20 protein-coding genes, 2 pseudogenes and 1 CRISPR repeat array are annotated in these 24,035 nt (G+C 61.7%); of the genes and pseudogenes, 11 read left to right on the forward strand and 11 right to left on the reverse strand.

The window, feature by feature from the left end:
* Positions 1 to 19: 19 nt before the first annotated feature.
* The 3 genes from NCR39_RS15260 to NCR39_RS15270 form a co-directional block, all read right to left on the reverse strand.
* Positions 20 to 805 (reverse strand): heavy metal-binding domain-containing protein, encoded by a 786-nt coding sequence (locus NCR39_RS15260; RefSeq protein WP_250452957.1) that lies wholly within the window; start codon positions 803 to 805, stop codon positions 20 to 22.
* Positions 806 to 928: 123 nt separating this feature from the next.
* Complete coding sequence (locus tag NCR39_RS15265; protein WP_250452936.1) at positions 929 to 1,351, reverse strand: hypothetical protein; 423 nt, start codon at positions 1,349 to 1,351, stop codon at positions 929 to 931.
* Position 1,352: 1 nt separating this feature from the next.
* Positions 1,353 to 2,636, reverse strand: a complete 1,284-nt coding sequence (locus NCR39_RS15270) for a toxic anion resistance protein (protein WP_250452937.1) — start codon at positions 2,634 to 2,636, stop codon at positions 1,353 to 1,355.
* A 186-nt stretch (positions 2,637 to 2,822) separates the two neighbouring features.
* Here NCR39_RS15270 and NCR39_RS15275 point away from each other — a divergent pair.
* A pseudogene (locus tag NCR39_RS15275) lies at positions 2,823 to 3,004 on the forward strand (IS5/IS1182 family transposase); the annotation flags it as partial.
* 190 nt (positions 3,005 to 3,194) lie between these two features.
* Here NCR39_RS15275 and NCR39_RS15280 read toward each other — a convergent pair.
* The 3 genes from NCR39_RS15280 to rfbC form a co-directional block, all read right to left on the reverse strand.
* On the reverse strand, positions 3,195 to 3,773 hold the full coding sequence (locus tag NCR39_RS15280) for a hypothetical protein (protein ID WP_250452938.1): 579 nt from the start codon (positions 3,771 to 3,773) through the stop codon (positions 3,195 to 3,197).
* A 125-nt stretch (positions 3,774 to 3,898) separates the two neighbouring features.
* Complete coding sequence (locus NCR39_RS15285; protein ID WP_250452939.1) at positions 3,899 to 4,099, reverse strand: hypothetical protein; 201 nt, start codon at positions 4,097 to 4,099, stop codon at positions 3,899 to 3,901.
* A gap of 573 nt (positions 4,100 to 4,672) precedes the next feature.
* A CRISPR array of direct repeats spans positions 4,673 to 5,176; the repeat unit is 23 nt; unit sequence TTCGCTGCCGCGTAGGCAGCTGA.
* A gap of 486 nt (positions 5,177 to 5,662) precedes the next feature.
* Complete coding sequence (gene rfbC / locus NCR39_RS15290) at positions 5,663 to 6,244, reverse strand: dTDP-4-dehydrorhamnose 3,5-epimerase (RefSeq protein ID WP_250452940.1); 582 nt, start codon at positions 6,242 to 6,244, stop codon at positions 5,663 to 5,665.
* Positions 6,245 to 6,549: 305 nt separating this feature from the next.
* Here rfbC and NCR39_RS15295 point away from each other — a divergent pair, with 305 nt between their 5' ends.
* Positions 6,550 to 7,545 (forward strand): GlxA family transcriptional regulator, encoded by a 996-nt coding sequence (locus NCR39_RS15295; protein WP_250452941.1) that lies wholly within the window; start codon positions 6,550 to 6,552, stop codon positions 7,543 to 7,545.
* Positions 7,546 to 7,680: 135 nt separating this feature from the next.
* Positions 7,681 to 8,337 carry a Crp/Fnr family transcriptional regulator gene (locus tag NCR39_RS15300; RefSeq protein ID WP_250452942.1) on the forward strand — a complete coding sequence of 219 codons (657 nt, stop codon included), beginning with the start codon at positions 7,681 to 7,683 and terminating at the stop codon, positions 8,335 to 8,337.
* A gap of 16 nt (positions 8,338 to 8,353) precedes the next feature.
* Here NCR39_RS15300 and NCR39_RS15305 read toward each other — a convergent pair whose 3' ends face one another.
* Genes NCR39_RS15305 through NCR39_RS15320 form a run of 4 tightly spaced genes read right to left on the reverse strand, consistent with a single transcriptional unit; the run spans position 8,354 to position 12,109 of the window.
* Positions 8,354 to 8,932 (reverse strand): hypothetical protein, encoded by a 579-nt coding sequence (locus NCR39_RS15305; RefSeq protein WP_250452943.1) that lies wholly within the window; start codon positions 8,930 to 8,932, stop codon positions 8,354 to 8,356.
* A complete protein-coding gene (locus tag NCR39_RS15310) occupies positions 8,929 to 10,161 on the reverse strand; it encodes a glycosyltransferase family 4 protein (RefSeq protein WP_250452944.1) in 1,233 nt (410 codons plus the stop codon). Before NCR39_RS15310 ends, NCR39_RS15305 begins: the two co-directional genes overlap by 4 nt.
* Entirely contained in the window at positions 10,158 to 11,630 is a 1,473-nt protein-coding gene (locus NCR39_RS15315) for a heparinase II/III family protein (protein ID WP_250452945.1), read from the reverse strand. The genes NCR39_RS15310 and NCR39_RS15315 overlap by 4 nt, the downstream gene beginning before the upstream one ends.
* Entirely contained in the window at positions 11,594 to 12,109 is a 516-nt protein-coding gene (locus NCR39_RS15320; RefSeq protein WP_250452946.1) for a hypothetical protein, read from the reverse strand. The genes NCR39_RS15315 and NCR39_RS15320 overlap by 37 nt, the downstream gene beginning before the upstream one ends.
* A gap of 50 nt (positions 12,110 to 12,159) precedes the next feature.
* Between NCR39_RS15320 and NCR39_RS15325 the strand changes: the two genes are divergently transcribed.
* From NCR39_RS15325 to NCR39_RS15360, 8 genes and pseudogenes are all read left to right on the forward strand, one after another.
* Positions 12,160 to 13,740, forward strand: coding sequence for a GNVR domain-containing protein (locus NCR39_RS15325; protein ID WP_250452947.1), 1,581 nt, complete (start codon positions 12,160 to 12,162; stop codon positions 13,738 to 13,740).
* A 131-nt stretch (positions 13,741 to 13,871) separates the two neighbouring features.
* A pseudogene (locus NCR39_RS15330) lies at positions 13,872 to 14,279 on the forward strand (UDP-N-acetyl-D-mannosamine dehydrogenase); the annotation flags it as partial.
* Positions 14,280 to 14,349: 70 nt separating this feature from the next.
* On the forward strand, positions 14,350 to 15,147 hold the full coding sequence (locus NCR39_RS15335) for an MATE family efflux transporter (RefSeq protein WP_250452958.1): 798 nt from the start codon (positions 14,350 to 14,352) through the stop codon (positions 15,145 to 15,147).
* Positions 15,144 to 16,337 (forward strand): hypothetical protein, encoded by a 1,194-nt coding sequence (locus NCR39_RS15340; RefSeq protein WP_250452959.1) that lies wholly within the window; start codon positions 15,144 to 15,146, stop codon positions 16,335 to 16,337. The genes NCR39_RS15335 and NCR39_RS15340 overlap by 4 nt, the downstream gene beginning before the upstream one ends.
* 53 nt (positions 16,338 to 16,390) lie before the next feature.
* Positions 16,391 to 17,572: a polysaccharide biosynthesis/export family protein gene (locus NCR39_RS15345; protein WP_250452948.1), complete on the forward strand. Its 1,182-nt coding sequence runs from the start codon at positions 16,391 to 16,393 to the stop codon at positions 17,570 to 17,572.
* A 39-nt stretch (positions 17,573 to 17,611) separates the two neighbouring features.
* The gene (locus NCR39_RS15350) at positions 17,612 to 19,264 is read left to right on the forward strand and encodes a hypothetical protein (protein ID WP_250452949.1); all 1,653 of its coding nucleotides are present in this window, start codon (positions 17,612 to 17,614) and stop codon (positions 19,262 to 19,264) included.
* 150 nt (positions 19,265 to 19,414) lie between these two features.
* Positions 19,415 to 21,721 (forward strand): YjbH domain-containing protein, encoded by a 2,307-nt coding sequence (locus NCR39_RS15355; RefSeq protein WP_502800220.1) that lies wholly within the window; start codon positions 19,415 to 19,417, stop codon positions 21,719 to 21,721.
* Positions 21,690 to 22,454, forward strand: coding sequence for a carboxypeptidase regulatory-like domain-containing protein (locus NCR39_RS15360; protein ID WP_250452951.1), 765 nt, complete (start codon positions 21,690 to 21,692; stop codon positions 22,452 to 22,454). The genes NCR39_RS15355 and NCR39_RS15360 overlap by 32 nt, the downstream gene beginning before the upstream one ends.
* 97 nt (positions 22,455 to 22,551) lie before the next feature.
* Here the strand turns inward: NCR39_RS15360 and glmS are convergent.
* A partial coding sequence (gene glmS, locus NCR39_RS15365; protein WP_250452952.1) for a glutamine--fructose-6-phosphate transaminase (isomerizing) occupies positions 22,552 to 24,035 on the reverse strand: 1,484 nt, incomplete at its 5' end.

Below are 24,035 nucleotides of genomic sequence, written 5' to 3' on the forward strand. Positions count from 1 at the left end.
TCTCCAGGTAAATGAAGGTTCAGATTCCGTTGCTGTAGGCGTTGTGATGTTCTGAAGTCGAGCGCAGGTTGTCGGGCTTGTCACTGAGATCGAGCACGAATTCGACGTTGTGAGGCACCGCGCCTTTACGCGGGCAATCCACCACCGTGCCCATCACGATGTGCCGCCCCAGCAGTTGCGCATTCGATGACTCACCAACGCGAAAGAGCTGGCTGAACTGCAATTGCGCGAGCACGCCCGAACCCTGGCGGGCGGCATCGACACGAAGGTCCACGTGAGCGCGCCGGCGGATCAACTCCCAGAACGCTGTGCTCTCTAGCAACGGTCGGTTAGCACCCCAACCGGTGTTGACGTCGAGCGGGCCGTTGCTCCACTCGAAACGCGCGCCAACTGCCAGTCCAACCGGGATGATTCCGGCCTCCAGCAACTGAATGAATTCCAGCGCCGGCACCGTCGAAATGACCGGTGCCGCGCTCGGCGGCAAGCCTTCGATGCGCACCGCCGTGCCGACGAGCGAATAGTCCATGCTGCCTTCGAGGCACAGATCGACGGTCACCATCCTGACATCGATGACGGCGTTCGCGCCCAAGACGATCGCTTCTGCTTCGAGGCGCTTCAGGGCCGTTCGCCAACCCTGCGCATGCCCTTCGGTCCACGAAAAGCCGTATTGCATCCAGCAGGTTGCCGCGATCGGCGCGAGCATCCTCAGCCCGTGGCTGCGTGCCAGAGCCATCTCCGGCGCGGTGAGCGTGGAGACCCAAGGCAGCGCGCTGCTCTTCGAATCCGCAAGGCGCTGGTGCACCATGTTCGGCACGCCCTGCTCATCAAAGAATGCCGGCGCGGGCTCGTCCGGCGTATTCGGCTTATTGATGCCTCTAAAAGCGAACCCAACCAGCCCATCGACTTCTCCTGCGTAATTGTTGTGTTGTTACAGCCCGGCCAGCAACTCGGCCATCGCACGTGCCTTCTCGGTGCGCTCGTGGACATGCGTCATCAGGCCCGCCATCCAGGTGCGGGGGTCGATTTCGCGCGTTGACAGCACAACCCCTTTCACTTTTTTTTCGACTTCGGTGGCAAGGTGCTGGCCGTCTTTGAGTCGCATCGCATACGTCTCGTTTTCGAATGCCACGCAGACGCCGACAATTTCCTCCGTCTTCCGAAACAAACCGCGCCGTACCCGCTGGATCTGTGCGTGGCTCGGCAAGGCTTCCGCCGTGATCAGCGCGAAGCGGGAAAGAAAGGCGGCCCGGTCGCCTTCGGCATGGCGTAGCCATGCAGCGGCGAGGTCGAAGCTCAACGGCGCGGCCGCCGCGGCGAGACCGCCATCAGTGTCATGTCTGGATTCGGACACCTTACGCTCCCGATGGCGCGGCAAGCGCCTGGGCTCGAACACCGCGCATGCCTTCTACCAGCTTGTTGCGCACCTCGATGAGCTTCTGCTCGCGTTCACGGTCCTGCGCAAGAACCTGCTGTTCGATAACGAGCACTTCCTTCATCGTTTCGATCGACTGCGTTGCCGCTGCTGCCAACGCTTCCAGATTGCGCGGGTCACCGCCCAGGCTGTGCGCTGCGTCGAGCGCTGCGTCATGAGCGCCCTGCACGGCGAGCGCAGTAATCCGGCGCGCTGCTTCGTCAAGCTTTTCGCTTTCTTCACCGGCGCGTCGCGTATCGGCCTGCACCACGGCCTGTGCCGCCACGGCCATCAAGCGCGGAATCGTCACCATGATGCCGGTCGTGAGTTTGCTCACGCGCGTCTCGGCCGATTTTCGATTGGATGCGATCAACGGAATCAGCGTCGCGGCGGAGATCATCGCTTCCCGAAGATCCGCGATCCGGCCGCGGAAATTCCCGAGCGTATTGCGGTAGTCCATGGCGATGGCCGCATCGCCCGCAGTGTTCGTGCGCAAGGCAACCAGCCGCAATTGCTCCGCTTCGCCGACACCACGCTCAAGCGCCATCTGCATGGCGGCGATGCCGATCGACAGGTCGCTCACGCCTTGACGTACTGCTTTCGACTGCTCGTCGAGCTGCTGGATGGTGATCATCAGATCAGCCTTGGTGCGCCGTGCGCGCGCCTCCTCTGCGTCCATGAGACCGAGAAAGGCCTTGCGGTTTTCGTGGAAGGACTTTGCCGCGCCATGCGCGACCGTGCCGAGGTGGATAAGCTTGCTGAGAAATCCGGTCACTTTCGGAGCGGCTTCACGGGCCTCCTCCTGAAGCTCCTCGATACGCAGGATCTTGATGCCGTCGATCACGGCTGCAGCAATGCGTCCGATCTCGCCTGTCTCGCCCACGGTGGTGTCGGCAAGCAACCGGCGCGACGCCAGGGCGAGCGGCTGCAACGCGTTGTCCACGAAGTTCAGGGTGGACGTGGCGTCGTCGAAGCGAATACTCTCGGCGAGTTTTTGCGCCACTGCACGCTGTTCTGGCAATAGCGATGAAAGGTCGACCAGACGCTCCATCGGCGCCATCGGTATCTGCACTTCGACAGGCAGATTCGATTGCCCAGCCAATGCGCCTGAATCAGTAGAAATCTCCGGCGTTACCGAAGGTTCGCTCTCCGGGTTGAGATAGGCCGAGAGGTCCAGCGGCGACTCGGTTTCACTGGCCTTGTTTTGTGAGGGAGGGGCGTTCATGGAGGGATAAAAGGCAGTCCGTAGGATCCGTCAAAGGCAGCCAACTTTCTAACTGCAACGACGTATCGACGCAATGGTCGCGGCGTTAATTTGACAATATTTAAATCTCTTGTCTTGTCCAATAGCGGATAAGCCTGGAGGGTGGGCAGTGATTTAAGGTCGCTATTAAATTTGTAAGCGAGAACGCGCATTGATCGGCACGATATTGAAAGCAGAGAGAGGATGGGGCGGCATAGCTGGGGCGTCGAACGCACTCGTGCGTGGCTCGCCGGTTTCGGTAGATTGCGAATTCGCTCTGAGCGCAACATCGAAGCCCAATTTGCATTGCGCTCCTGGCTTGCGCCGTCATTTTCCCTCGATTCTTGTAGATGTTTCGTTATCGACTCCGAACGGAATCGGATCAACTCGTTGGCGGCTGGTTGTTCACCTCGCCCTTAGGAGATTGGGTGCCCTGTGGTGACCCGTGATGGTGACCGCGTACGATCGCGTCGCGCCGGAATAGCTGACCCGCCGATCCCTGCATAGACTGTGTATTGGCCGGTCTTGGCCTTCAGGAAGCTATCGGAGCGCGCGTTTGACAGTTGATATTTGCGCGACGGCCCGCGAGCACGAAACGAGCGGCGCCGCATGTTTGACGAACGGTTCGAGTGTTTCAGCCGTAGAAGTAGCGCGCATGATGCATAGCGGCCACCATACCGATTGATCCGCTTCGTCGCCCAAACGCTGCAGCACGACTTCGGGCACCGTGTCGTGATACTCGTCGAGTTCGTATGCATATTCGAACGCGAGTCTACCGGCATCATCGAACCGTTTTGCTTCGATCAGCCACGGCAGGTGAAACTCGATGAAGTCGTCGCCTCCGGAGGCACAGGGTTCCAGACTATGGCGCGCGTCGGCGCAGCGCTCGATGGCGCCGGACAGATCGCCCTTCGCATGACGTGCGCGTGCGTCGAACCGGGCGATGCGCACTTCGATTTCGCGTCGGCGCGGCAGAGACCAGGAAGCAGTCAGGCGACGCAACTGTTCTTCGATGACGGGCAGTTCGTCGGGCAGATACTCGATGATCGAATCAGCGAGCCGCAGCCAGTCGTTTTCGTCGATATCCTGGCCCGAAGCGGCATCGCGAAGCATGGACATCGCATGGCTTGCCGCGAGACGGGCGTCATCGCGACGATCATGGTTCCACAGCGCCCACGCGCGGCAGCGATGGTAGTGCGCCTCGTCCCACGCCCGGTAAGTTTCGCGGCTCGGCGTGGCAAGGCTCAGGCTGCGCCGCAACGCTGCGGTCGCCAGAGAGACTTCCAGTGAACCGCGCCGGCGCGCAATGGCTGGGCTTCGAGCCGGTCTTTGAGGCGAGCGTCGACGGGGCCGGTTTCTTCCATATCGGCTTCTAGCTGGTCGGGAACCGCTTCGAGTTGTATGCCGCCTAGAGGTGCGGTGCTGAGTTGTTCTTCTTTTTGCATGATGTCGATTGACGTGCTTGTCGATCGGAAGGCGAATGGTTCAACGCAAGGAGCGAGTCAGTGTCCGCCGCCTTTCGACGGACGCGGATGGTATAGCGACGTTTCTCGGACGATTGTCAAATGTGGTGGAGGCGGGGAGCGGGGGGTGTTGCTTTGTCCGGTGAAGGGGCGTTTGCATAAGGGAAGTGCGGGTAAATTGCCTCTGGTGTCGCGCCAGAAACGTGGCATTAGAGGCGCGGCGCCAAGAACCTGGCGATGTGGGCAGCATGGTTTGAAGAAGCTCCCGGTGGCATGCGGCACCATCGATTCGCAAGGACGACGGCAAGATGCCGGATCGGACTCTTACTCAGGTCCGTCAAGTTTCGTCCTGCTGCCCGCGCGAACGACACGAAGTAACCTCTGGGCAGGGCTCGCCAGCGGTTTCGGTCAGGGTACCGCTGAACCCTTTTTTTGAGTGGGTGCTTGCGTGGGCGTTAAATCAATGACTTAGCGCCTGGGCTAAAATTTGGGTGTTCGAGCCGAAAACAGCGTCTTCTCGTGAATAATCAATAGGATGGCGTACAATTGCGCTAGTTCGCTGCCGCGTAGGCAGCTGAGAAAGCGAAGACGTCGACGGCATCGGCCTGCACCCATGTTCGCTGCCGCGTAGGCAGCTGAGAAAATGCCGAGCGGCAGCACTTCGCCCGCTGCGGTATTCGCTGCCGCGTAGGCAGCTGAAAAAAACGATCGGGCGCGAGAACGGGCTGATGCTGGTTCGCTGCCGCGTAGGCAGCTGAGAAATCTGACGTCGACGCGACCGCGATCCTATGCTCGTTCGCTGCCGCGTAGGCAGCTGAGAAAGGTCATGACGTGGCGCGCATTCGAGGCGCTCATGTTCGCTGCCGCGTAGGTAGCTGAGAAATACGAAGTCCCGCAATCCAAGTTAGCAGAAATGTTCGCTGCCGCGTGGGCAGCTGAGAAAAGCGTGAGCGCAGAGCCGGTCTATCTGATCGAGTTCGCTGCCGCGTAGGCAGCTGAGAATATTCCCCCCAACGCAGTTCGTGCTTCCGAATTGTTTGCTGCCGCATAGGCAGTTGAGGAAGACGAGAAGATCGAGAGTTGCATCGGGACAATATTTGTTGCCGGCTGGGCCACTGAGAAAGGCGAAACCTCGTCGCGATCGTCCTGCCCGAGTGTGCTGCGACACCAGTGGAGAACCAACAAACAGCGGCACTGGCTACCGGAAACGTTCCAGTGAACTTCAGCCCATTCACTCAAAGTGTTTCATGAACAGGGCACTAACCCGTCGAATAGCGAGGCAACGCAAACAGACTCACCCCCGTCAAAAGAAAAAAAGTCCTTCGTGACATCACGAAGGACCGAAGCAAGCCGGCCACGCACGGGGATGGATGGCAGCGGCAAGGGCCGTGAAGGGCAGTTGGACCGAGAGAATCCGACCTTCGACACCGGTAGTGACTCTACTAAGTTTGATTGCGCGATGTCTACCTTCCGGCCGATAGGTCTCTTATTCTGTCGGAATCGTGCGAGCACAACGTTCGACGACAGTTCGCAACGCGTGGCGCGTTAGTAAACCTCCGCTACGGGGAAGCCCGTGCAAGTTGCAGACTCCGCTACCACAAGCGGCTCCGCTTTCAATTCCCACGCGATATTGACCACGGGATCGTTCCAGCAAACGGTGCGCTCGAAAGCAGCATTGCGTTTGGTTGTCGCTTTCATCAATACCTCTGCAACCTCCGAGCGAACATGGAATCCATAGGCGAAGCCGGGTGGAATCCATATCTGCCAGTTGTTCGCCGATGAAATTCGCTCACCAACCCAACGTCCGAATGTGACTGACCATCGTCTAAGGTCTAGTGCCACGCAAAACGCATCGCCGTTCACTACTCGCAGCAGCAGACCGCGAGGTTGCTGTATTTGGTAATGCAACCCGGTCAGTACGTTTCGCGAAAAAACCATGTGATGTTCCTGAACGAACGCATGGCCACGCGCGATGTTCTGTTCAAACCACTCCTGGTCGAAACAGTCAAAAATCAACCCGCGCGCATCGTGTCCGATGTGTGGTTCGACGATCTTCACGTCGCGGACGTTGGTATGGCGTATGCGGAAAGGCATGGATTCGGAAGCGAAACGGGCAGAAGTGCTCATTCCAAAACTCAAGACGTAACGAGACAGGCTAGCTTGAATCCAGCAGGTGTTCCGCGCAATGCACGTAGCAGACGAACTGTTATCCAGATCCGCCATCACACGCTGCATAGTAAGTTCCATCATGCCACTCGACAAACGCGGCAGCCGCCGAGGTTTGCACTTCACCGCCATTCTGTTGTTTGTTTATGCCACACATGTATCGATAAGCGCCAACCGAGATAACATGCGCCGCAACGGAAGAAGAAGTACTGGCAAGTCATAGCGACGGATAGCGACGGTGAAAGATCGCGCGGTCGAGGCCAAAAATGAAGCGAAGCGTTCGGGGCGATGGCGACGATGCGCAAGAGAGTGAGCGGCGTATCGCCGTTCGCCAGATCGGGATACTTTCATTCGACGGGTTCTCACTCCTCAGCACCAGTGCCATCACTGAAATATTCCAGTTTGCGAACGAGATTCGTAACAGTCGAGGCCATTGCAACAAGCACTACAACGTAACGTTCTATTCGGGAAAAGGTGCAACGGTTCAGTCTTCGTCATTGATCGATGTATGGACGCTTGCTTGCGATCCGAGTGATATTCAAGCGCTGGACGCTGTATTCATCGCAGACGGTCCGGGCGTGCAGGACGCGCTTCAAGATACGCGGGTGACCGATTGGCTATCCGAGTTGTTGGCGAGACGGAAATCGGTCTCGCCGATCGGCAATGGCAAGGCATTGCTCCAAGCTGTTCTGCGAAACATGCAGGTCCAGAGCGAACTGATGTCCGCAGCAGTGACGGCAACGAATCGATTCCGTTTGCTTCATGAGGAAGCCGGCGGTGCTGATGCTTCCGAGGAAGCGCTCAGGATGGTCGGCAACGACATGGGTCAGGAGGCGGCTCGTGAGATCGCTGTGCGTATCCGGCCTATCGGCGGAGACGGCCTCTCATTGATTTTTCCGCTAACGCGAGAGGGCGCCGTAACGGAAAAGATCAGAGTGGCCGCGCATTGGATAAGGCAAAACTGCGATCAGGTTACATCCGTTCGCGAAGCAGTAGACGTAGCGGCCATGAGTGAGCGGAATTTCCAGCGTCGCTTCAAAGAGGAAATGGGTGTCACGCCATCTGAGTACTTGACGCAGGCGAGACTTGATTTGACGTCGAGATTGTTGATGGAAACGCCGCTATCGATTGAAAGCATAGCGAGGCAGTGCGGATGGACAAGCGGCGCGCGTTTATCGCGAGTCTTCAAGCGGTGTCTCGGAGTCACTCCGACTGAATTTCGCGCTCGCCTGTCAGGCAAGCACATTCGCGCGCGATCGTGACATCCGCACGAATGTCGAATACCTTTGTGATCATTATGCGACTCCGCGATGGGTCGAAGAAAGATTATGAGCGAGGTCAATCACTGCAGGCCGGAGAATCGCGTTTCGATCGACATATTGCGGCGTCAGCGCTTGATGTCGAGTCTTCACGACAGTGTGCTGAGCGGCATCGCAGCTCATGTGCGCACACGTCAGTTCAAACGTCGTGATCCGATCGTCAATCGCGGTGCGCCCGGCGCGGCGCTGATGTTCCTGTTCTCGGGGCGTCTGCAGCAGATCTCGCTGAATGAGGACGGCCGCGAAGTCGGGCTCGGTTTCATCGAGCCGGGCGAGCATTTCGGTTTGCTGTCGATTATCGATGGGCATCCGCAAACCGTTTCGATCATCGCGGTGACAGACGCGCTCGTCGGATTTCTCGATCGCGAGCATGCGGAGCATTTCCTGCTGCGTTCCGCGGAAGTCACTTATTTGCTGCTATGCCAGCTATGCGAGTCGATTCGGCAGGGTTTCGACGACCGTTCGAAGCTCGGCGTGACGAGCGCGCGCGCACGCATTTGCGCGGTGCTGAACAGCATGGTCACGGCGCGCCCCGACGGAATTGCCGAGATTCATAAGCCGCCGAGTCAGCGCGCCATCGCCATCACGGCGAACGTGAGCCGCGAAACCGTGTCGCGCGCGCTCAACGTGCTGAACGAGAACAAGATCATCCGCAAAGACCGGGATCGCCTGCTCGTTCTGGACGAACACGCGCTGCGTCGCGCGGCGTGCGGCGAGCTTGTCTTTAGCGACTGAAGCGACGCGTCGAGCGTTAATGAGCGAAAGGCCGCAGCAGCGTGAGCGCGCCAGGACGCCGTCCGCCGATTCGGCCGCCGTTCGCATCGGGCGCGAGCCGCTCATCGACGCTGCCGCCACGGCCTCGGGAAGTCGCATCGCGGCTCGCTGAGAGGATGCTGAAGCAACTCGGCATCGTCGGACGCGCGGCACGGCTTCCAGTCGCCGGGTCGTAACCCACGCCGGCCGCATCGCCGAATGTGGCCGCTGGCGCGTAAGCACCGCGCGCTCCGCGCTTCGCGCGTGCGGTTGCGCCCGTCGCGTCGCACGGCACGAGCGGTCGCGCGAGATCGGGATCGCTGCCGATAAAAACGTTATCCGACGAGTCTTCGGACGAAGCACGCGATGCCATTCCGTCACGCATCGCGCGATGCATGCCTGCGCGTGAGCCCGCCGCCGACGCGCCGCTTTGCGGACTTTGCGAAGGCGAAGGCGAGGGCGATCGCGTGACGACGTCCGACGTTTGCGCGTCGATGTGAAGCGGAAAGGCCAGCAGCGCGAGGGCAGCCATCAGCAGCGGCGTTGCACGCCCGAACATGCCTTCGAATCGATTCATGATAGCGGTTGCCCAATCCGCTTCGCGATCGCCTGGATCATTTTCTGTGCAAGGTGAGCCCGGTCGAATTCGACTGCCACGCGTGCCGCGTTTTCGCGAAAGCGAGTGAGTTTCGCGGGATCGGCGGCGAGGCGTGAGATCGCGTCGGCGAGCGCCACCGGTTCCTCCGGCGCGACGATTTCACCCGTGCCGAGTGCCTCCAGCAGTTCGGTTGCCTCGCCGGGTGGCAGTGCGGCGAGAATCGGCGTGCGCATCGCCATTGCTTCGAAGATCTTGGAAGGCAGCACGCTGCGAAACACCGCAAGGTTGCGCAGCGGAACGACACAAAGATCGCACAGCCCGAGCAGCGCCGGCATGCGTTCCTTCGGCTGCCGCGCGACGAAGGTCAGATTCGTGAGCCCGAGTTCCTGGGCGCGCATTTCGAGCGCGCGCTTTTGCGCGCCCGCCCCGACCATGATGAACGCGATGTCGGTCCGGTGCCTGAGCAGCGCGGCCGCTTCGAGCACGGTGTGGAGACCGTGCGCCATGCCGTGCGTACCCAGATAGCCCACGACGAAGCGCCCGTTCACGCCGAGTTCGCGGGCGAGTTGCGAATCGCGCGGGGCGGGTGTGAATCGCGCAAGATCGACACCGTTCTGCACGACTTCGATCTTGTCGGCATCGATGCCGCGTTGCGCCAGTTCGCGCTTGAACGAATGCGTGACGGAGATCACGGCGGCTGCGCTGCGGTACAGATAAAGCTCGAGCGTTTCGAGCATCCTGATGGCGAGACCTGAGCGCAGCGCGCCGACTTCGACGATGGATGCCGGCCACAGATCGCGAAGCTCGAACACGAACGGGCGACGCCGCAGCTTGGCGATGACGCGCGCGCCCAGCGCCGCGAAAAACTGCGGCGACGTGCCGATGACCACGTCGCAGCGCGGCAGCATCGGCGACGCGAGGACTGCCGCGATCATGAACGACAAGTAATCGAGCGTGCGCTTGACGAAGCCTTCGTTTGCGGTGATATACGTCTTCACGCGCACCACGTCGATGCCCTCGATGCTTTCCCTTTGCCACCACCGGTTGCGATATCCCGCGAACAGCTTGCCTTCCGGGAAGTTCGGCGCGGTCGTGAGCACGGTCACCGCGTGACCCGCCTCGACCCAAACGCGCGCGTGTTCGAGCGTGCGGGAGGCGGGCGCGTTGGTCTCGGGATAGAAGTTGTCGGTGACGAAAAGGATCTTCATGCAAGCGTCCTGAACGAAAGCCGCGTCACGAGCGTCGGATGCAGGAACGGCACGCGCAGCAGCTTGCATGGCAGCTTCATGCCGAAGCATGGATGGTGGAAATCGTCGATGATGCGCGCAGCCGCGCCGGTATGCGTGAGCCGGCAACGCACTATGCCGTCGGCGCTGACGATGATCTCGCCGTCCGCGCGCTGCAAGACGTCGAAGCCGGGCGCGAAGCGCAGCGTCGCGAATGTGCGGTCTGCGTCGGTGGCCACGCGGCCGTTCATGCTGTGGAGTTGGTCGACGATCACGAGCGTATGGCGGTCGCCGTGCCATGTGCGCCGATGCACGATCTGCCCAGGCAAATGCGAGTAGCCGGTGTGCGCGGCGCTCACGTACCAGTCGGCGCCGGCATGAATGACGCCGTCCTGTCGCGCACCGGACCGGCTGGGATTGCATGAAACATGCAGATCGACATCGACCGGATACGCGCGTCGCCCGACGCGAAACGCGCTCCACACATCGGAAGAACTCTGCGCCTCATACGTCACGGTGTTGTGTGCCGCGGTGCCGCGTTCGATCATCCGCTGATCGCCGGCGGCATACGTGCTCGTCCCCGCATCGACGATCATGCGGCGGCCATCGAGCGACAGTTCGAAGCTGAGCGTATCCGCGTGGGCGTGACCCGGCAGATAGTCGGGACCGATGCGGGCGATGTCGAGCAGCGCGACGTATTGCCCGCATTCGGCGCGCACGTAGCCGGAGGCGTCGAGTGACTTCAATGTCTGCGCGCCGGACGCCTCCCGCCGCGCGATGCCGAGCCTCTGCGCGTATTGCGCAAGCACCGCGTAGGGCCGCGCGATGCCGAAAGCGGCGTCGTTGAACTGCGCGATCTCGCCGTCCGGATGGGTCATCGTGCGGAGCCAGTCCAGCGCGCGTGGCAAGGGCTTGCGCACGAGCGCAAGACAGGCCGCCGCGTCGGGGCTGTGCTGGCGCGCGCCCGCGCTCGTCGCCAGATTCACCATATCGAGCAGGTCTTCGACGAAGATCGCGTGATACATCGGGCTCAGTTCGAAGTGGCCGCCATCGTCGAGCATCTGTCGCGGCAACTCCTCGCGCAGAATCGCAAGCCCGGCGGCGAGCCAGCTTGCCGCTTCCGGCGTGTCGAAGAAGAGACCGGCGCACACCAGCGCCTTCGCATTGGCGAACAGGTGATTGCCGAGCAAGTGATATTCGAGCCGTTGCGCGAGATAGCGCGCCTGCAAGTACAGGCTCGCGCGCGCGTCGTCGGGCAAGAGTTGGCCTGCGCTCGCCCACTTGATCCAGTTGACGATGCGTAGCGAGAGCGGATACGGCTCCCAGCCCGCACCGGCGCCTACGGGATTCGCAGCGATCCAGCCGTCGATCAGCATGCCGAGCGCGGGCGCGTGCCGGTCGCGCGTGATCTGGTTCAGGTAGTTGAAGTAGTGCAGGTTATAGCGCCACAAGCGCGAATGGTGCGGCGGGTTCCATCCGCTGGACAGATCGCCGTCGCAATTGAGGAAGCGGAAGCGCCCGTCGCAGAGATACTCGTCGGGGCCGGCAGCGAACGGAACCGGCTCGGCTTCGCGTTGGCATGTGCGCACCGGCCTGTCGATGTGCTCGCTGATGCGCGCCCGTGGCAGAGCGAGCCATAGAGTGCGCAGTAGACCATCACGAAGCCGCCGAGCCACAGCATCGTGCTGATCACGTCATCGCGCAGATACACTGCCGGCACAACGGCGGCAGCATTCAGCAGCCACAGCGCGACCGTCGTCAGTGGATTGCGCAGATCGCCGAGCCGCGTGTCGGTCGACCACGGTTGCATCGCAATCCAGCGGTAGACGAGATGATGCAAGTGCTGTGCATCCGGCTCGGCCGCGCGCGTGCGCGTCACGAGACGGCGGCGTGCAATCGAGAACAGTGTCTCGGTGACCGGATAACCCATGAGCAACGCCGCTCGTCGTCGGCGGCGATCGCGGCACGGTGGAACTGAGCGTGACGAAGCTCGTTGCGCGTGCCGGCCAGCGATTCGAATTGCATCGCTATTCGCGGCTCGACGTGATCGACAGATTGCAGCGCGAGCTGACGGTGCAGGAACTCGGCCGCGAGTCCGACGTGATCGGCGTCACGCTGACCGGACGCGACCGGCGCAGGACAGCCGAGGTGCTCAACGCCATCGCCGACGAATATCTCGCGCAGAACCTCGCGTATCACGCGCTCGAAACACGCAGGACCATCGACTTCCTGAACGGGCAACTGCCGCGCCTGAAGCAGCAGCTACAGCATTCCGAAACGGCCTTCAACACGTATCGCAATCGTTTCGGCACGATCGACCTGGCCGAGCAGACCAAGCTCCTGCTCGAACAATCGGTGGATGCGCAGACCAAGCTGCTCGAACTGAGGCAAAAGCGCAGCGAACTCGATCAGCGCTTTACCGGGCTGAATCCGGCGATGGGTGCGCTCGACAAGCAGATCTCCACGCTCGACAAACAACTCGCCGGTTTTCAGCAACGCATTGCGGATCTGCCCGCGCTCGAGCAGCAGCAGGTCACGCTGGTGCGCAACCTGCAGGTCGACACGGACCTGTACATGAATCTGCTCAACGCTTCGCAGCAGCTCAACATCGCTCACGCGGGCAAGATCGGCAGTGTGCGCGTGGTCGACTACGCAGTGACGGCGGAGCGGCCCTTCAAGCCGAAGAAGATGCTCGTGATGGTATTCGCGGTCATCGGCGGGCTTGGAATCGGCATGGCGCTGGCCTTCCTCAGATGGGCCGTGTTCGACGGCGTGCGCGATCCCGGCGCGCTCGAAGAATCGGTCGGCCTGCCGGTCATCGCGCAGATTCCTCGTTCGACGAAACAGCGCGCGCTCGATCGCACGTCGGAGGGCAGCGCGGTTCTGGCGCAGCGCTATCCGAACGAACCGGCCATCGAGAGCGTGCGCAGTCTTCAGGTCGCGCTTCAGATCATGATGCTCGAACCCGGCAAGGGCCTGATCCTGATCACGGGACCGAGTCCCGGCGTGGGCAAGTCGTTCGTATCGCTCAATCTGGCGGCGCTGCTGGCGGCCTCGGGCGAGTCGGTGGCGCTGGTCGATTGCGATCTGCGGCGCGGACGTCTGCACAAGGCGTTCGGTCTCGACAAGGGCCCGGGCCTCTCCGAACTGCTGCGCGGCAAGGCCGAACTGGATCGGGTCATCCGCAAGGGCGGCACTGCGCTGCCTGACTTCATCGCCTGTGGCGACTATCCGGACGGGCCGGCCTATCTGCTGATGTCACCGCGCTTCGCGGAAGTGCTCGCGACTTTGCGCGCGCGCTACCGGTACGTGATCGTCGATACGCCGCCCGTGCTCGCGGTCGCGGATTCCGCGATCGTCGGCGGGCACGCGGATTTGTCGCTCGTGGTGGCGCGCGAAGGCGCAACGTCGTTGAGCGAACTCGAACATTCGATTGCCGCGCTGAAGCAAGGCGGCATTAGTCCGCACGGCATCGTCTACAACGACATGGACATGCGGCGCGGCCAATACGGTGGCCGGCGACGTTACGTCGGCTACTACAACTACGGGGAGCAGAAGTGACCACTCTGGATCTCATTCCTGATGCATCGGAAGATGCGGTGTCGAACACCGAAACATCGACATACGACGCCTGCGTGATCGGGCTCGGCTATATCGGACTGCCGACGGCGGCCATCGCCGCGCAGCGGTCCATGCGCGTGCTCGGTGTCGATATCGACGCCCGCGTGGTCGATGCCGTGTCGCGCGGAACCATCCACATCGAGGAGCCGGGGCTCGCGGAGCAGGTGGCGCTCGCGGTCGAACGCAAGATGCTGAACGTGGCGCGTGCGCCGCAGCCTGCCTCGGTATTCCTGATCGCGGTGCCCACGCCGTTCAAGGACGACCGCTCGCCCGACCTGCGTTACGTGCAGAGCGCGGCGCTGTCCGTCGCGCCCGTGCTCAAGAAGGGCGATCTCGTGGTGCTCGAATCGACGTGTCCCGTCGGCGCGACCGAGCAGATGTGCGAATCGCTCGCGCGGGCGCGGCCCGATCTCACGTTCCCGCAGAAGGGCGACAGCGCGACGCCGGACGTGTTCGTCGCTTACTGCCCTGAGCGCGTGCTGCCGGGCCGCACGTGTATCGAGCTGGTGAAGAACGATCGCGTCATCGGCGGCATCGCTCGCCTGCACGATGCCCTTGTGCGCGTGGCTCGCGGGCATCTCGGGTGCGCTCGGTGCGCTGGTCGTCGTGACGGCCGCGTGGAGCGGCTACGGCGCACGCGTCGTCTGCGCGGGCATCGATTGGCGCGGCGCGTGGCGCGCGGCCTGGAGAAACAGCGAGACGTACCGCTTTGCAACCGTCAGCACGCCGATCGTGCTGAGCGCGCTGGTGATGGCGCCCGTGAACTGGCTCGCGCTGTCGCTGCTCGCGCGCACGCCCGCCGGTCTCGCTCAGGTCGGGCAGTTCAACGCCGCGTATCAATGGTATATCGGCCTGACATTCATTCCGGCGGTGATCTCCGGCACCGTGCTGCCCGCACTCGCTCGCATGCGGGCGTCGGGCGACGGGCGCGGCTTCGCGTCACTCACGCGACACAGCATCGTCACGAACGGAATCGTCGCGTGTGTGTCGTCGCTCGTTGTCTGGCTCGTCGCTCATCGGCTGATGACACTGTATGGTCCGGCTTACAGCGAGGCTGCACCGCTGTTGCGCTGGCTGGCGATAGCGGCCGCGGCCAACGGCCTGAACGCGGCGGTCGGCCAGATCATGACGGCGAGCAACCGGCTGTGGTTCGGTCTTTTCGTCAACCTGCTATGGGCTTCGACCTATCTCGGCTTTGCCTGGTGGCAAGTGCCGCGAACGGGCGCATTGGGCCTCGCGCAAGGGCTCGTGGTCGCTTACATCTTGCACACGCTGATTCATCTGGGCTGCCTGCGCAGGCATCTGCGGGATGCGGCGTCGCCTCGACACGAAGGGCGCCCGGCATGAGCGGCGCTGTTCTCATCGACGCAATCAGTCTCGTTTGCACGCTCGCGTGGTCGATATGGCTGTTCAAGCGCGACCGGTTCTGCGGCTTCTTCGCGCTGGTGGCGATCTACTACGCGTTCCTGATCCTCACGTTCCATCTCGGCGGCGTCTTCATTCACCAGGAAGGCTTCACCGGCAAGATTTATCAGATCGACGAACGCACCTTCGTGCAAGTAAGTCTTTATGCAGCCGCATTCAACGTCCTGTTTCTCGCGGTGCTTTCGGTGCGTGTGCGGCCTTTCGCGATGGCGCGCAGCGACACGGCAATCGATCCGAGCCTGCTGACCAACATTTATTTCGGCGTGTTCATGCTCGGCGCGGTGGTCTATTTCTTCGAATCGAGTTCATTCGATTACGCGGGCTACGTGTCGTTTCGCGGCGTCGCTTATGGATGGGTGTTGCTGATCGTCGGGACATCGTGTTTGGTCACAGCCTACATGCGCCGCAATTACGTCTATCTGGTGACCGTGCTGCTGATCTACGGCTACTTCTGCGTGAAAACCGGCGTGCGTTCGTTCCTGCTCATGCCGCTGATGCCGCTCGCCATCCTCGCGCTCGCGAATTCGGAGCGCAATCTCGGTAGAAAACTCGCGGTGTACGGCGGCGGTCTGCTGGCGGCCGCGCTCGCGCTGCTGCTGCTGCGCTCGAGCGGCGAACTCGCGCTGCCCGAGATCTTCCTCGTGCACGGTTTGCACGTGGTGTTTTATTCCTATGCCGGCAATGGCCAACATACGGTGTCGCCGCTTGTCGGCTTCGCAATGGGATTCATCAATTTCTTCGCGAAGGCCGATCTCGAATCGTACGATCCCGCCATCCGGTTCGCGCAGGACTTCTTCGGTTTCACGACACCCGACGGTTTCTATCACATGCCGTTCACCTGGTATGCCGATTCATTCGCCGCGCAAGGCGAGGCGGGCGTGCTATACGGCGTCGTATGGGCGTTGGTGATCCGTGCGCTGAAATGGCTCGTATCGCGCGATCCGCTCACGTTGACCGCGTTTCTTCCGCAAGCGTGCTGGGTGGCCTTCTTCGTCATTCGCGGCGCGGCTGCCAATTCCACTAACTCGATCACCACCGCGATTTGGCTCTCGATCGCACTATACGGATTCCTAAAGATCGCGTCCGCCGGTGCGATGCAACGCGCGCGTTAGCAAAGCGGTCCCATGACGTCGCATCCTCTATACCCTGAACGGCTCTGGCTTTCATGAAACGAATCGCTGTCATTCTTGCTTCATCGATCTATCTCGTCCTCGCCGGTTGTGCGCTCGCGCCGGGCATGCGTTTCGATCCCGATCCGGCTGCCGGGACAACGGCGCAAACCAGCGAGGTCGATGTGAACGGACAGCATTACGTGCTGCTGCCGCTCACGGTGGCGGGCGCAAACGCCGTGATCGCGCCGCCGCCGCGCCCGGCTGCGGCCGAATCGGCGGAGAGCGTCGTGCAGACGGGCGGCGGATATCAATACAAAGTCGGCGTCGGCGATGTGTTGCATGTCGTCGTTTGGGACCATCCCGAACTGAATAATCCCGGTATCGGCGTGCAGTCCGGGTCCGCGAGTCAGTTCGGGAGCGCGCAATCGCTCGCCGCGCAGACGGTGGCGACATCCAATGGCGGCGATGCGCTCGGACGGGTCGTCCAGGCGGACGGCACGATTTACTACCCGTACATCGGTGCGTTGCATGTGGCGGGCAAGTCGGTGCCGGATATTCGCCGCATGCTGACATCGGGTATTGCGCGCTATGTACGTTCACCGCAGCTCGATGTGCGCGTAGTGAGTTTTCGCAGCCAGAAGGTGTACGTGACCGGCGAAGTCAAGCAGCCCGAAGTGGTGCCGCTCACCGATGTGCCCATGAACGTCGCCGATGTGATCGGGCTCGCCGGCGGCGTGACGCCCGAGGCGGACCTTTCCGGCGCGACGCTCACGCGGGGTCGACGGCAGATTTCGATCGACCTGTACCGTCTGCTTTATCGCGGCGATATGCGCAACAACCTTCGGCTTGTCGATGGCGATATCGTCGACGTTCCGAACCGGCGCATCAAGAAGGTGTTCGTGATGGGCGAGGTCGCCAAACCCGCCTCGATACCGATGCCCACCGATGGCCCCTATACGCTGGCCGAAGCGCTCAACGACGCGGGCGGGATGAACCCGCTGACGTCGAACGCGCGGCAGTTGTATCTCGTGCGCGCGAGCGGACCGGGCACGACGACGGTGTTTCATCTGGACTGTTCGTCGCCCGTTGCGGTGGCGCTGGCCGATCAGATCGCGCTCTCGCCGCGCGACATCATCTATGTCGACGCGGCGAGCGTGACGCGCTTCAGTCGCGTGGTGTCGCAACTGCTGCCATTCGCGGGCGGTCTCGCCGACATCAAGACGCTCGGCATGTAATCACACGACGTATCGTCGACATTCGCAAGGGAACACGTCATGGGACTCATGCGCCGTCGCTTTCTGTTCGGCTCGCTCGTGGGCGCGGTGGGCGCATCCGCTGTACCGGCCGTCGCGGATACGCCGAAGACCGACGCGCTGTCGGGCGATGCGGTGTCGGTGTACCGCTTCGGCGCGGCGGGCGACGGCGTGACCGACGATACACAGGCGGTCCAGCGTTGCCTCGCCTATGCGGCGCGCGCGCGCTGCCGACGTGTGATCATCGGCGCGAATCATGTCATTACCGACCTCGATTTGACGGGCCTGTATTACGGCGGTCTTATCATCGAAGGCGCCAACACCACGCATCAGCCGGGGCCGAACCATGCCAACTTCATCGTTCGGGGCAGCACGTCGCAGGGACTCGACATCTCCGGCACGTCGGGGCTCGTGCTGCGCAACCTGACCTTCGCGGGCCTGCCCTCGGATGCACCGCGCTGCGCGATCTTCGCGTCGCGTGTCGCCGGATCCAACGAAAGCTATGGGCATTCGTTTGAAAACGTGCGGTGTTACGGCAGCTACACGCGCGCGGCGGTATACAACTACGCGGGCGAAGTGTGGAGCTTTCGACAAGGCGACTTTCGCAACGACAAAGGTGCGGCGACCCTGTACTTCACGACATGCAATTCGCTCGGACTCGTGTCGAAGTTCCGCGAGACGGATGCGCGCGTGCGCCCGCTGACGGTGACTTCCATCAGCAACCTGACCGTCTATCACAGCGCGCGCGATGGCTCGGCGATCTGGTTCGAGCAGGATCCCGGCACGCCGCCCGATGCCACCGTGCAACAGATCGCGATCGAGCATTGCTACGTCGTCGCGCGCGGACATGCACGCGCCACTTTCAGGTTCTCGGACATCGTCGGTAATGTGCGTATCGTCGCCTGTACCGACGAATCGTTCGCGCGTGCGGACGCGGACGCGGCGGGCACCTGCATCTTGGTCGACGGCACGCGCACGTTGCGTGGGATGGCGCTGGAGGACAACGTGTTCTTTCCGCGCGTCGCCGTGATCGAGGCGCGCGCGCCGGTGCGAGACTATCGCGCAGCGCAGAACTACGTCTGGAACAAGCCGCGCTTCTGGCGATTTGCGCAACTGTCGAACGCGACGCACGCGACGCTATTCGGCAATGAGTTTTTCATCGTCACCGGTCGTGCGGAGCGAGTCGTAGTGAGTTGCGCCGATCGCGAAACCGACGCGAACAACGTGCATGTTCCTTCCGCGCCGCTCGCCGGCGATGCGGCGCTGATATCGCCGCCGCTGCCGCATCGGCGTCTGGAGCCGCACGCGGGCCGGCGTCTCGTCGCGCATACGCTTCCGGGCAGCGGCAACTTCGCAATCGGCCAACTGGTCTGGCGAGCGAATCCGGCGCCTGGCACGAGCATCGGGTGGGTCTGCATCGAAAGCGGAACGCTTGGCGAAATCGGCGACGTTCATGGCGCGATTTCAGCCGGATCGGATTTGCTGAACATCACGAAAGGACCAATGCCTCGCGTGGGCTGCTATGTGCGCATGCCATCACTCTTGCCGGGCGCACAGATCATCGCCATTGAGAACGGTGCTTGCAGACTGGACCGCGTATCCGTGCGCGCGTGCAGCGGACGCGTCGAATTGGTGTCGCCACGTTTTGCGGAGTGGGGCGCAATTGGTGTTTAGGTATAGCTATTAATGGAGTGAGTTTGTGCTTGTCACTTACTCGGCAGAAACTCACTCTCCTGACGTTTGCTGACTGATTCTGACGCGTCACACGGCGTATCCGGGACCCGCACTTACACTTGCGATGCCCAGTCTGGAGACCATCGCAGCGTGCACGCAAGTCATCGAATATTCCCGGCAAACGCGACAGCGCTCGCAGTGGGAGTGATATTCATCCACTCCGCTCAGGCGGCCGTTGACCCTGCGTTGAGTTCGCTCGGTCAAGCGGGCGGCCTCGTCATTCCTTATGCGTTCGCGTTGCCGGAAGGAACCGTCGAGGCGCAATACAACAACTATCTCGATCCTCGTTACGGGAAGGAGGCGACCGGCGCGCAAATGTACTGGGGCGCGGTGGGCCTGTTGCCTTATGTCGAAGTGTCCGGTGGTCTCGCCAACTATCCGGGCAACGAACCCGCGCCATTCTCCGGCGCCGATCACTTCGTGTTCCGGCATCTGATGGCCGATGTGAAAGTGCAGGTGCCACAGTTCTTTCGTTATCAACCTGCGATCGCATTCGGCGTGACGGATGTCGGTGGGCAGACGCATCACTTTCGTTCGAAGTACGGCGTCGTGTCGCAGAGCTTCGGACCGGCTACGCTCACCATTGGTTACGGCCAGGGCGAGCGATTAAACGGATTGTTCGGCGGCGTGCAGGTGGCGCTCGGACAAACCGGCCTTTCGCTGATGGCAGAAGACGATTCGAAGACGCCGTACGCGGGGCTTCGTTATCAGTCTCCGGGTATTGCGTGGCTCGGCGGCGCGAGCGTGGTGGGTACCGTGTTGCGGTCACTGCGCTCGACGAATGGCGCCGCGCCGCGCACGTCCTTTTCTGTCGGCGTGCAGATTCCGCTCGGACATCGTTTCGATCCGACACCTGCTGCGCAGGGAACGTTAAGCGACGCGCCCATGCCGGAGAACTCACATGCGTTGAATGACGCGAGTCTTTCTGTGCCAGTGACGCAGCCGTTGAATGCAACATCGCTCTCGCGTGCGCGCGGTGAATCGGACGGGCCGTTGAAGACGGCCGTCGCGTCATCCAATGAGTCTCTAACCGAACCGGCTGCGCTCGATGCGATTGCCGCGCAGTTGTTTGCAAGCGGACTTGAGCGTGTGCGCGTGGGCGGCAGTGGTCAGGATCTGATCGTCGAATATGAAAATCATCGCTATAACCAGAATGAAGCCGATGCGGTAGGCATCGTTCTCGGCGTGGCGAGCGAGCACGCACCGGCAGGCGTGCAGCGCATTCGTGCGGTAATCAAGAAAGACAACCAGGTCATGGGCGAACTGGCAGTCGATCTCGATGCCTATGCGCGTTTTCTCGCGAGCGGCGCACCCGGTAGCGTGCCCGCGACCATGACCATGCGGACTCGTCCCGGCTACGACGCGGACGCCATCGCATGGCATGGCGACGAGCATCGGCATGGACTGACACGTATAGAAATCCAGCCGGTCGCTAACTACTTATACGGCACGGAGTACGGCAACTTCGATGCATCGTTCGGGGCGAAGGTTATCGGCTACGTGCCGCTATGGAAGGGCGCGGAACTCGTCGCCAGCTATCTCGCGCCGTTCTATCACACGGCGAACATGGATAACGGCCGCGCTTACGGGGCTGATCGCCTGCGCGGCGGCGTGACCGATGTGGCGTTAGCTCAGAGCTTCTGGATCGCGCCGCAAGTACTCAATGTGCTTGCCGTGGGTAAGTTCGATCGTCATTACGTGGGCGCGGAAAACGAAACGACCGTGTTCGTGCCGGGCCGGCCCGACATCGTGCGCTTGCGCCTCGCTTATCTGCATCAGCAGCCGGGTGAAGACCAGTTGGGGCGCGAAGTCAACGCTGCACTCACGTACCGATGGGTCCAGCCCGCGTGGAAGCTGTGGATCGAAGCGGGTGCCGCGCGATACGTCGGCGGCGACAAGGGGCCGCTTATCACGTTCACGCGATGGTTCGATGACGTGTCGTTCAGCGTGCATGCCGAGCATAGCGGCAAGGGCAGCTATGCAGGCGCCGCGATCAGTTTCCCGCTCACGCCGCGCCAGGGCATGAAGCCCGGACTGACGCAGATCGATGGTGCATCCCAGTTCGCTCTCGATTTTCGCACGCGAGTGGGCGGCATCAATTACGTGAACGCCAATGCGCCGACGAATCTCGACTTCGCCTATAGCACGCAGGGGTTGTTGTTGAATGCGGGCCGCTTCAGCGCGGAGTACTTCGCGACGCAACTCACTCGAATGCGCGACGCATATAAGCGCTATGCCATCGACGCGACCGGCAAGCCGGCTGCGGCCCAACCACGGGCGGATGCGCGATCGCAACGCAACGTATCCGTGTCCAGCGCGACAGGGCCGCGAACGGTGTGCGCCAATTTCTATCGGGCAGTGGGCCATGAGCCTCGACAGCCCGATGCTTGCAAGTAACTTCTGTTTGGAGGAATCGATGAAATTGTTCTGCCTGCGCGCAAGACGCGCTATGTGCCTCGGGTCGATTGCCGTTGCCATCAACGTATTGACGGCTTGCGGCGGTGACAGTGGTTCATCGCCGAGTGGGAATATCAACGGTACTGCCGCGATCGGTGCGCCGCTTGGCGGCGCTGCGATTCAGGCTACTTGCAAGAACGGCTCGGGGACGACGACGGCGAGCGCCGCGGGCGTCTATAGCGTGACCTTTCGGTTCGACGGACCTTGCGCGTTGACGGCGACAAGCGGCAGCGTCGTCATTCACTCGGTGGCGGCGGGACCCGGCACCTACAACCTGACACCGTTGACGGAACTGTTGGTCGCCTATCTGGCCGCGCAACTGGGCACGACGGTCAACGGACTGCTAACGGGGATTCAGAACAATACGGCGTTTCAGAGTGCGCTCGGCAATCGCTCGGTGCTGACCAACGCCGAAGCGGCCGTCGCGAACATCATCAAGAAGCTGTACGGCGTGAATCTGTCGTCCACGGCGTTCCTGTCTACTGCGTTCGTGACGGGGCAGCCGGGCATCGATGCTGATCTCGACAAGCTCGCAAGCATGGGCGCGATCGATGCCACCGGTAAGCCGTCCACCGCGCTGCTGAATGCCGCGATCGCTGCCGGCGCAGCGGCGCCGATTCGGGGAACCGGAGGCAGTCCTACCGGCGGGACCGGCGGCACGGGTGCGACCTGATCGGTGGCGATGAGTCTTCGCTTTATCGCGGCATGGCGTCGGATCGGATAACTGATCCGACGCCATGCCGTTGAGCGGGCCGCGCCGAAAAGACCCACTATTCCACGGTGACGGATTTCGCGAGATTGCGCGGCTTGTCCACATCCGTGCCGCGCGCACACGCTGTATGGTAGGCGAGCAGTTGCAGCGGCACGACGTGAAGGATCGGCGAGAGCAATCCGTAATGCTCGGGCATGCGAATCACGTGGATTCCATTCTCGCTCGTGATATGCGTGTCGGAATCCGCGAAGACGTAAATCTCACCGCCGCGCGCCCGAACTTCCTGCATGTTGGACTTTAACTTGTCGAGAAGGGCGTCATTCGGCGCGACGGTTACTACAGGCATCGCGTCCGTCACCAGCGCGAGCGGTCCGTGTTTCAGCTCGCCGGCGGAGTAGGCTTCAGCGTGAATGTACGTGATCTCCTTGAGTTTCAGCGCCCCTTCGAGTGCAATCGGGTAATGCAGCCCACGACCGAGGAAGATGGCGTTTTCCTTGCGCGCGAATTCATCGGCCCACGCAATGATCTGTGGCTCGAGGGCGAGCACTGCGTTAAGCGCGGCGGGCAGGTGACGAAGTTGATGCATGTACTCGGCTTCCTGCGCGTCACTGACTTTGCCGCGCAACTTGCCGAGCGTTACCGCCAGGATAAATAGACCGACAAGCTGTGTCGTGAATGCCTTCGTCGAAGCCACTCCGATTTCGGCGCCGGCGTGCGTCAGGAACTTGAGTTCGGTGAGGCGCACGAGCGAACTTGTCGCGACATTGCAGACCGCCAGCGTATGTTCCATCCCTTGCAATTGCGCATGTTTGAGCGCGGCGAGTGTATCGGCAGTTTCCCCTGACTGGGAAACCGTCACTACGAGCGCGCGCGGATTGGGTACCGAATCGCGATAACGGTACTCGCTCGCGATTTCAACTTCCGTGCGGATTTTCGCGACCGACTCAAGCCAGTACTTTGCTGTCAATCCCGCGTAGTAGCTGGTACCGCATGCGAGAATCAATACGCTATCAATGCTGCGGAACACACCAGCAGCGTCCGGACCGAACGGCTCCGGACCAAACGGGTCGAGGGCAGGAATCGAATCGGAGATGGCGCCGGGTTGTTCGAAGATTTCCTTTTGCATGTAATGGCGATACGGACCCAGTTCCGCTCCCACTGTGTAGGTTTGCATCCTTCTGGCATTTCGGACCACCTCTTCGCCGCGGAAGTCGACAATGCGCACGCCGTCGGCGGAAATCTCACACACGTCGCCTTCTTCGAGGTAACTAACCTGCTCGGCACTACCCGCAAGAGCGAGTGCATCAGAGGCCATGAAGTTCTCGCCGTTCCCATATCCGACGACGAGCGGAGACCCGGCTCGCGCGCCAACCAGAGTGTGTGGCTGGTCCTTATGGACGACGCCGATCGCATAGGCGCCCTCGAGTTGGCTCACGGCTTCACGTACGGCTGCGAGCAAATCGCCCTTAGAACCTTTAACAAAATGAGCGAAGGGCTGTTTACACTCGATGAATCCTGTTAACCTTTTCATTGTTTCGACGA

The sequence above is a fragment of the Caballeronia sp. ATUFL_M2_KS44 genome, assembly GCF_023630965.1.
Taxonomy (GTDB): Bacteria; Pseudomonadota; Gammaproteobacteria; order Burkholderiales; family Burkholderiaceae; genus Caballeronia; species Caballeronia concitans.

Bases quoted from the DNA above. Each gene is read 5' to 3' on its own strand.
- NCR39_RS15260 (WP_250452957.1), bottom strand. From the start codon at position 805: ATGGTGCACCAGCGCCTTGCGGATTCGAAGAGCAGCGCGCTGCCTTGG.
- NCR39_RS15270 (WP_250452937.1), bottom strand. From the start codon at position 2,636: ATGAACGCCCCTCCCTCACAAAACAAGGCCAGTGAAACCGAGTCGCCG.
- NCR39_RS15280 (WP_250452938.1), bottom strand. From the start codon at position 3,773: ATGTCCATGCTTCGCGATGCCGCTTCGGGCCAGGATATCGACGAAAAC.
- NCR39_RS15285 (WP_250452939.1), bottom strand. From the start codon at position 4,099: ATGCAAAAAGAAGAACAACTCAGCACCGCACCTCTAGGCGGCATACAA.
- rfbC (WP_250452940.1), bottom strand. From the start codon at position 6,244: ATGAGCACTTCTGCCCGTTTCGCTTCCGAATCCATGCCTTTCCGCATA.
- NCR39_RS15295 (WP_250452941.1), top strand. From the start codon at position 6,550: ATGAAGCGAAGCGTTCGGGGCGATGGCGACGATGCGCAAGAGAGTGAG.
- NCR39_RS15300 (WP_250452942.1), top strand. From the start codon at position 7,681: ATGTCGAGTCTTCACGACAGTGTGCTGAGCGGCATCGCAGCTCATGTG.
- NCR39_RS15305 (WP_250452943.1), bottom strand. From the start codon at position 8,932: ATGAATCGATTCGAAGGCATGTTCGGGCGTGCAACGCCGCTGCTGATG.
- NCR39_RS15310 (WP_250452944.1), bottom strand. From the start codon at position 10,161: ATGAAGATCCTTTTCGTCACCGACAACTTCTATCCCGAGACCAACGCG.
- NCR39_RS15320 (WP_250452946.1), bottom strand. From the start codon at position 12,109: ATGGGTTATCCGGTCACCGAGACACTGTTCTCGATTGCACGCCGCCGT.
- NCR39_RS15335 (WP_250452958.1), top strand. From the start codon at position 14,350: ATGCCCTTGTGCGCGTGGCTCGCGGGCATCTCGGGTGCGCTCGGTGCG.
- NCR39_RS15340 (WP_250452959.1), top strand. From the start codon at position 15,144: ATGAGCGGCGCTGTTCTCATCGACGCAATCAGTCTCGTTTGCACGCTC.
- NCR39_RS15345 (WP_250452948.1), top strand. From the start codon at position 16,391: ATGAAACGAATCGCTGTCATTCTTGCTTCATCGATCTATCTCGTCCTC.
- NCR39_RS15350 (WP_250452949.1), top strand. From the start codon at position 17,612: ATGGGACTCATGCGCCGTCGCTTTCTGTTCGGCTCGCTCGTGGGCGCG.
- NCR39_RS15360 (WP_250452951.1), top strand. From the start codon at position 21,690: ATGAGCCTCGACAGCCCGATGCTTGCAAGTAACTTCTGTTTGGAGGAA.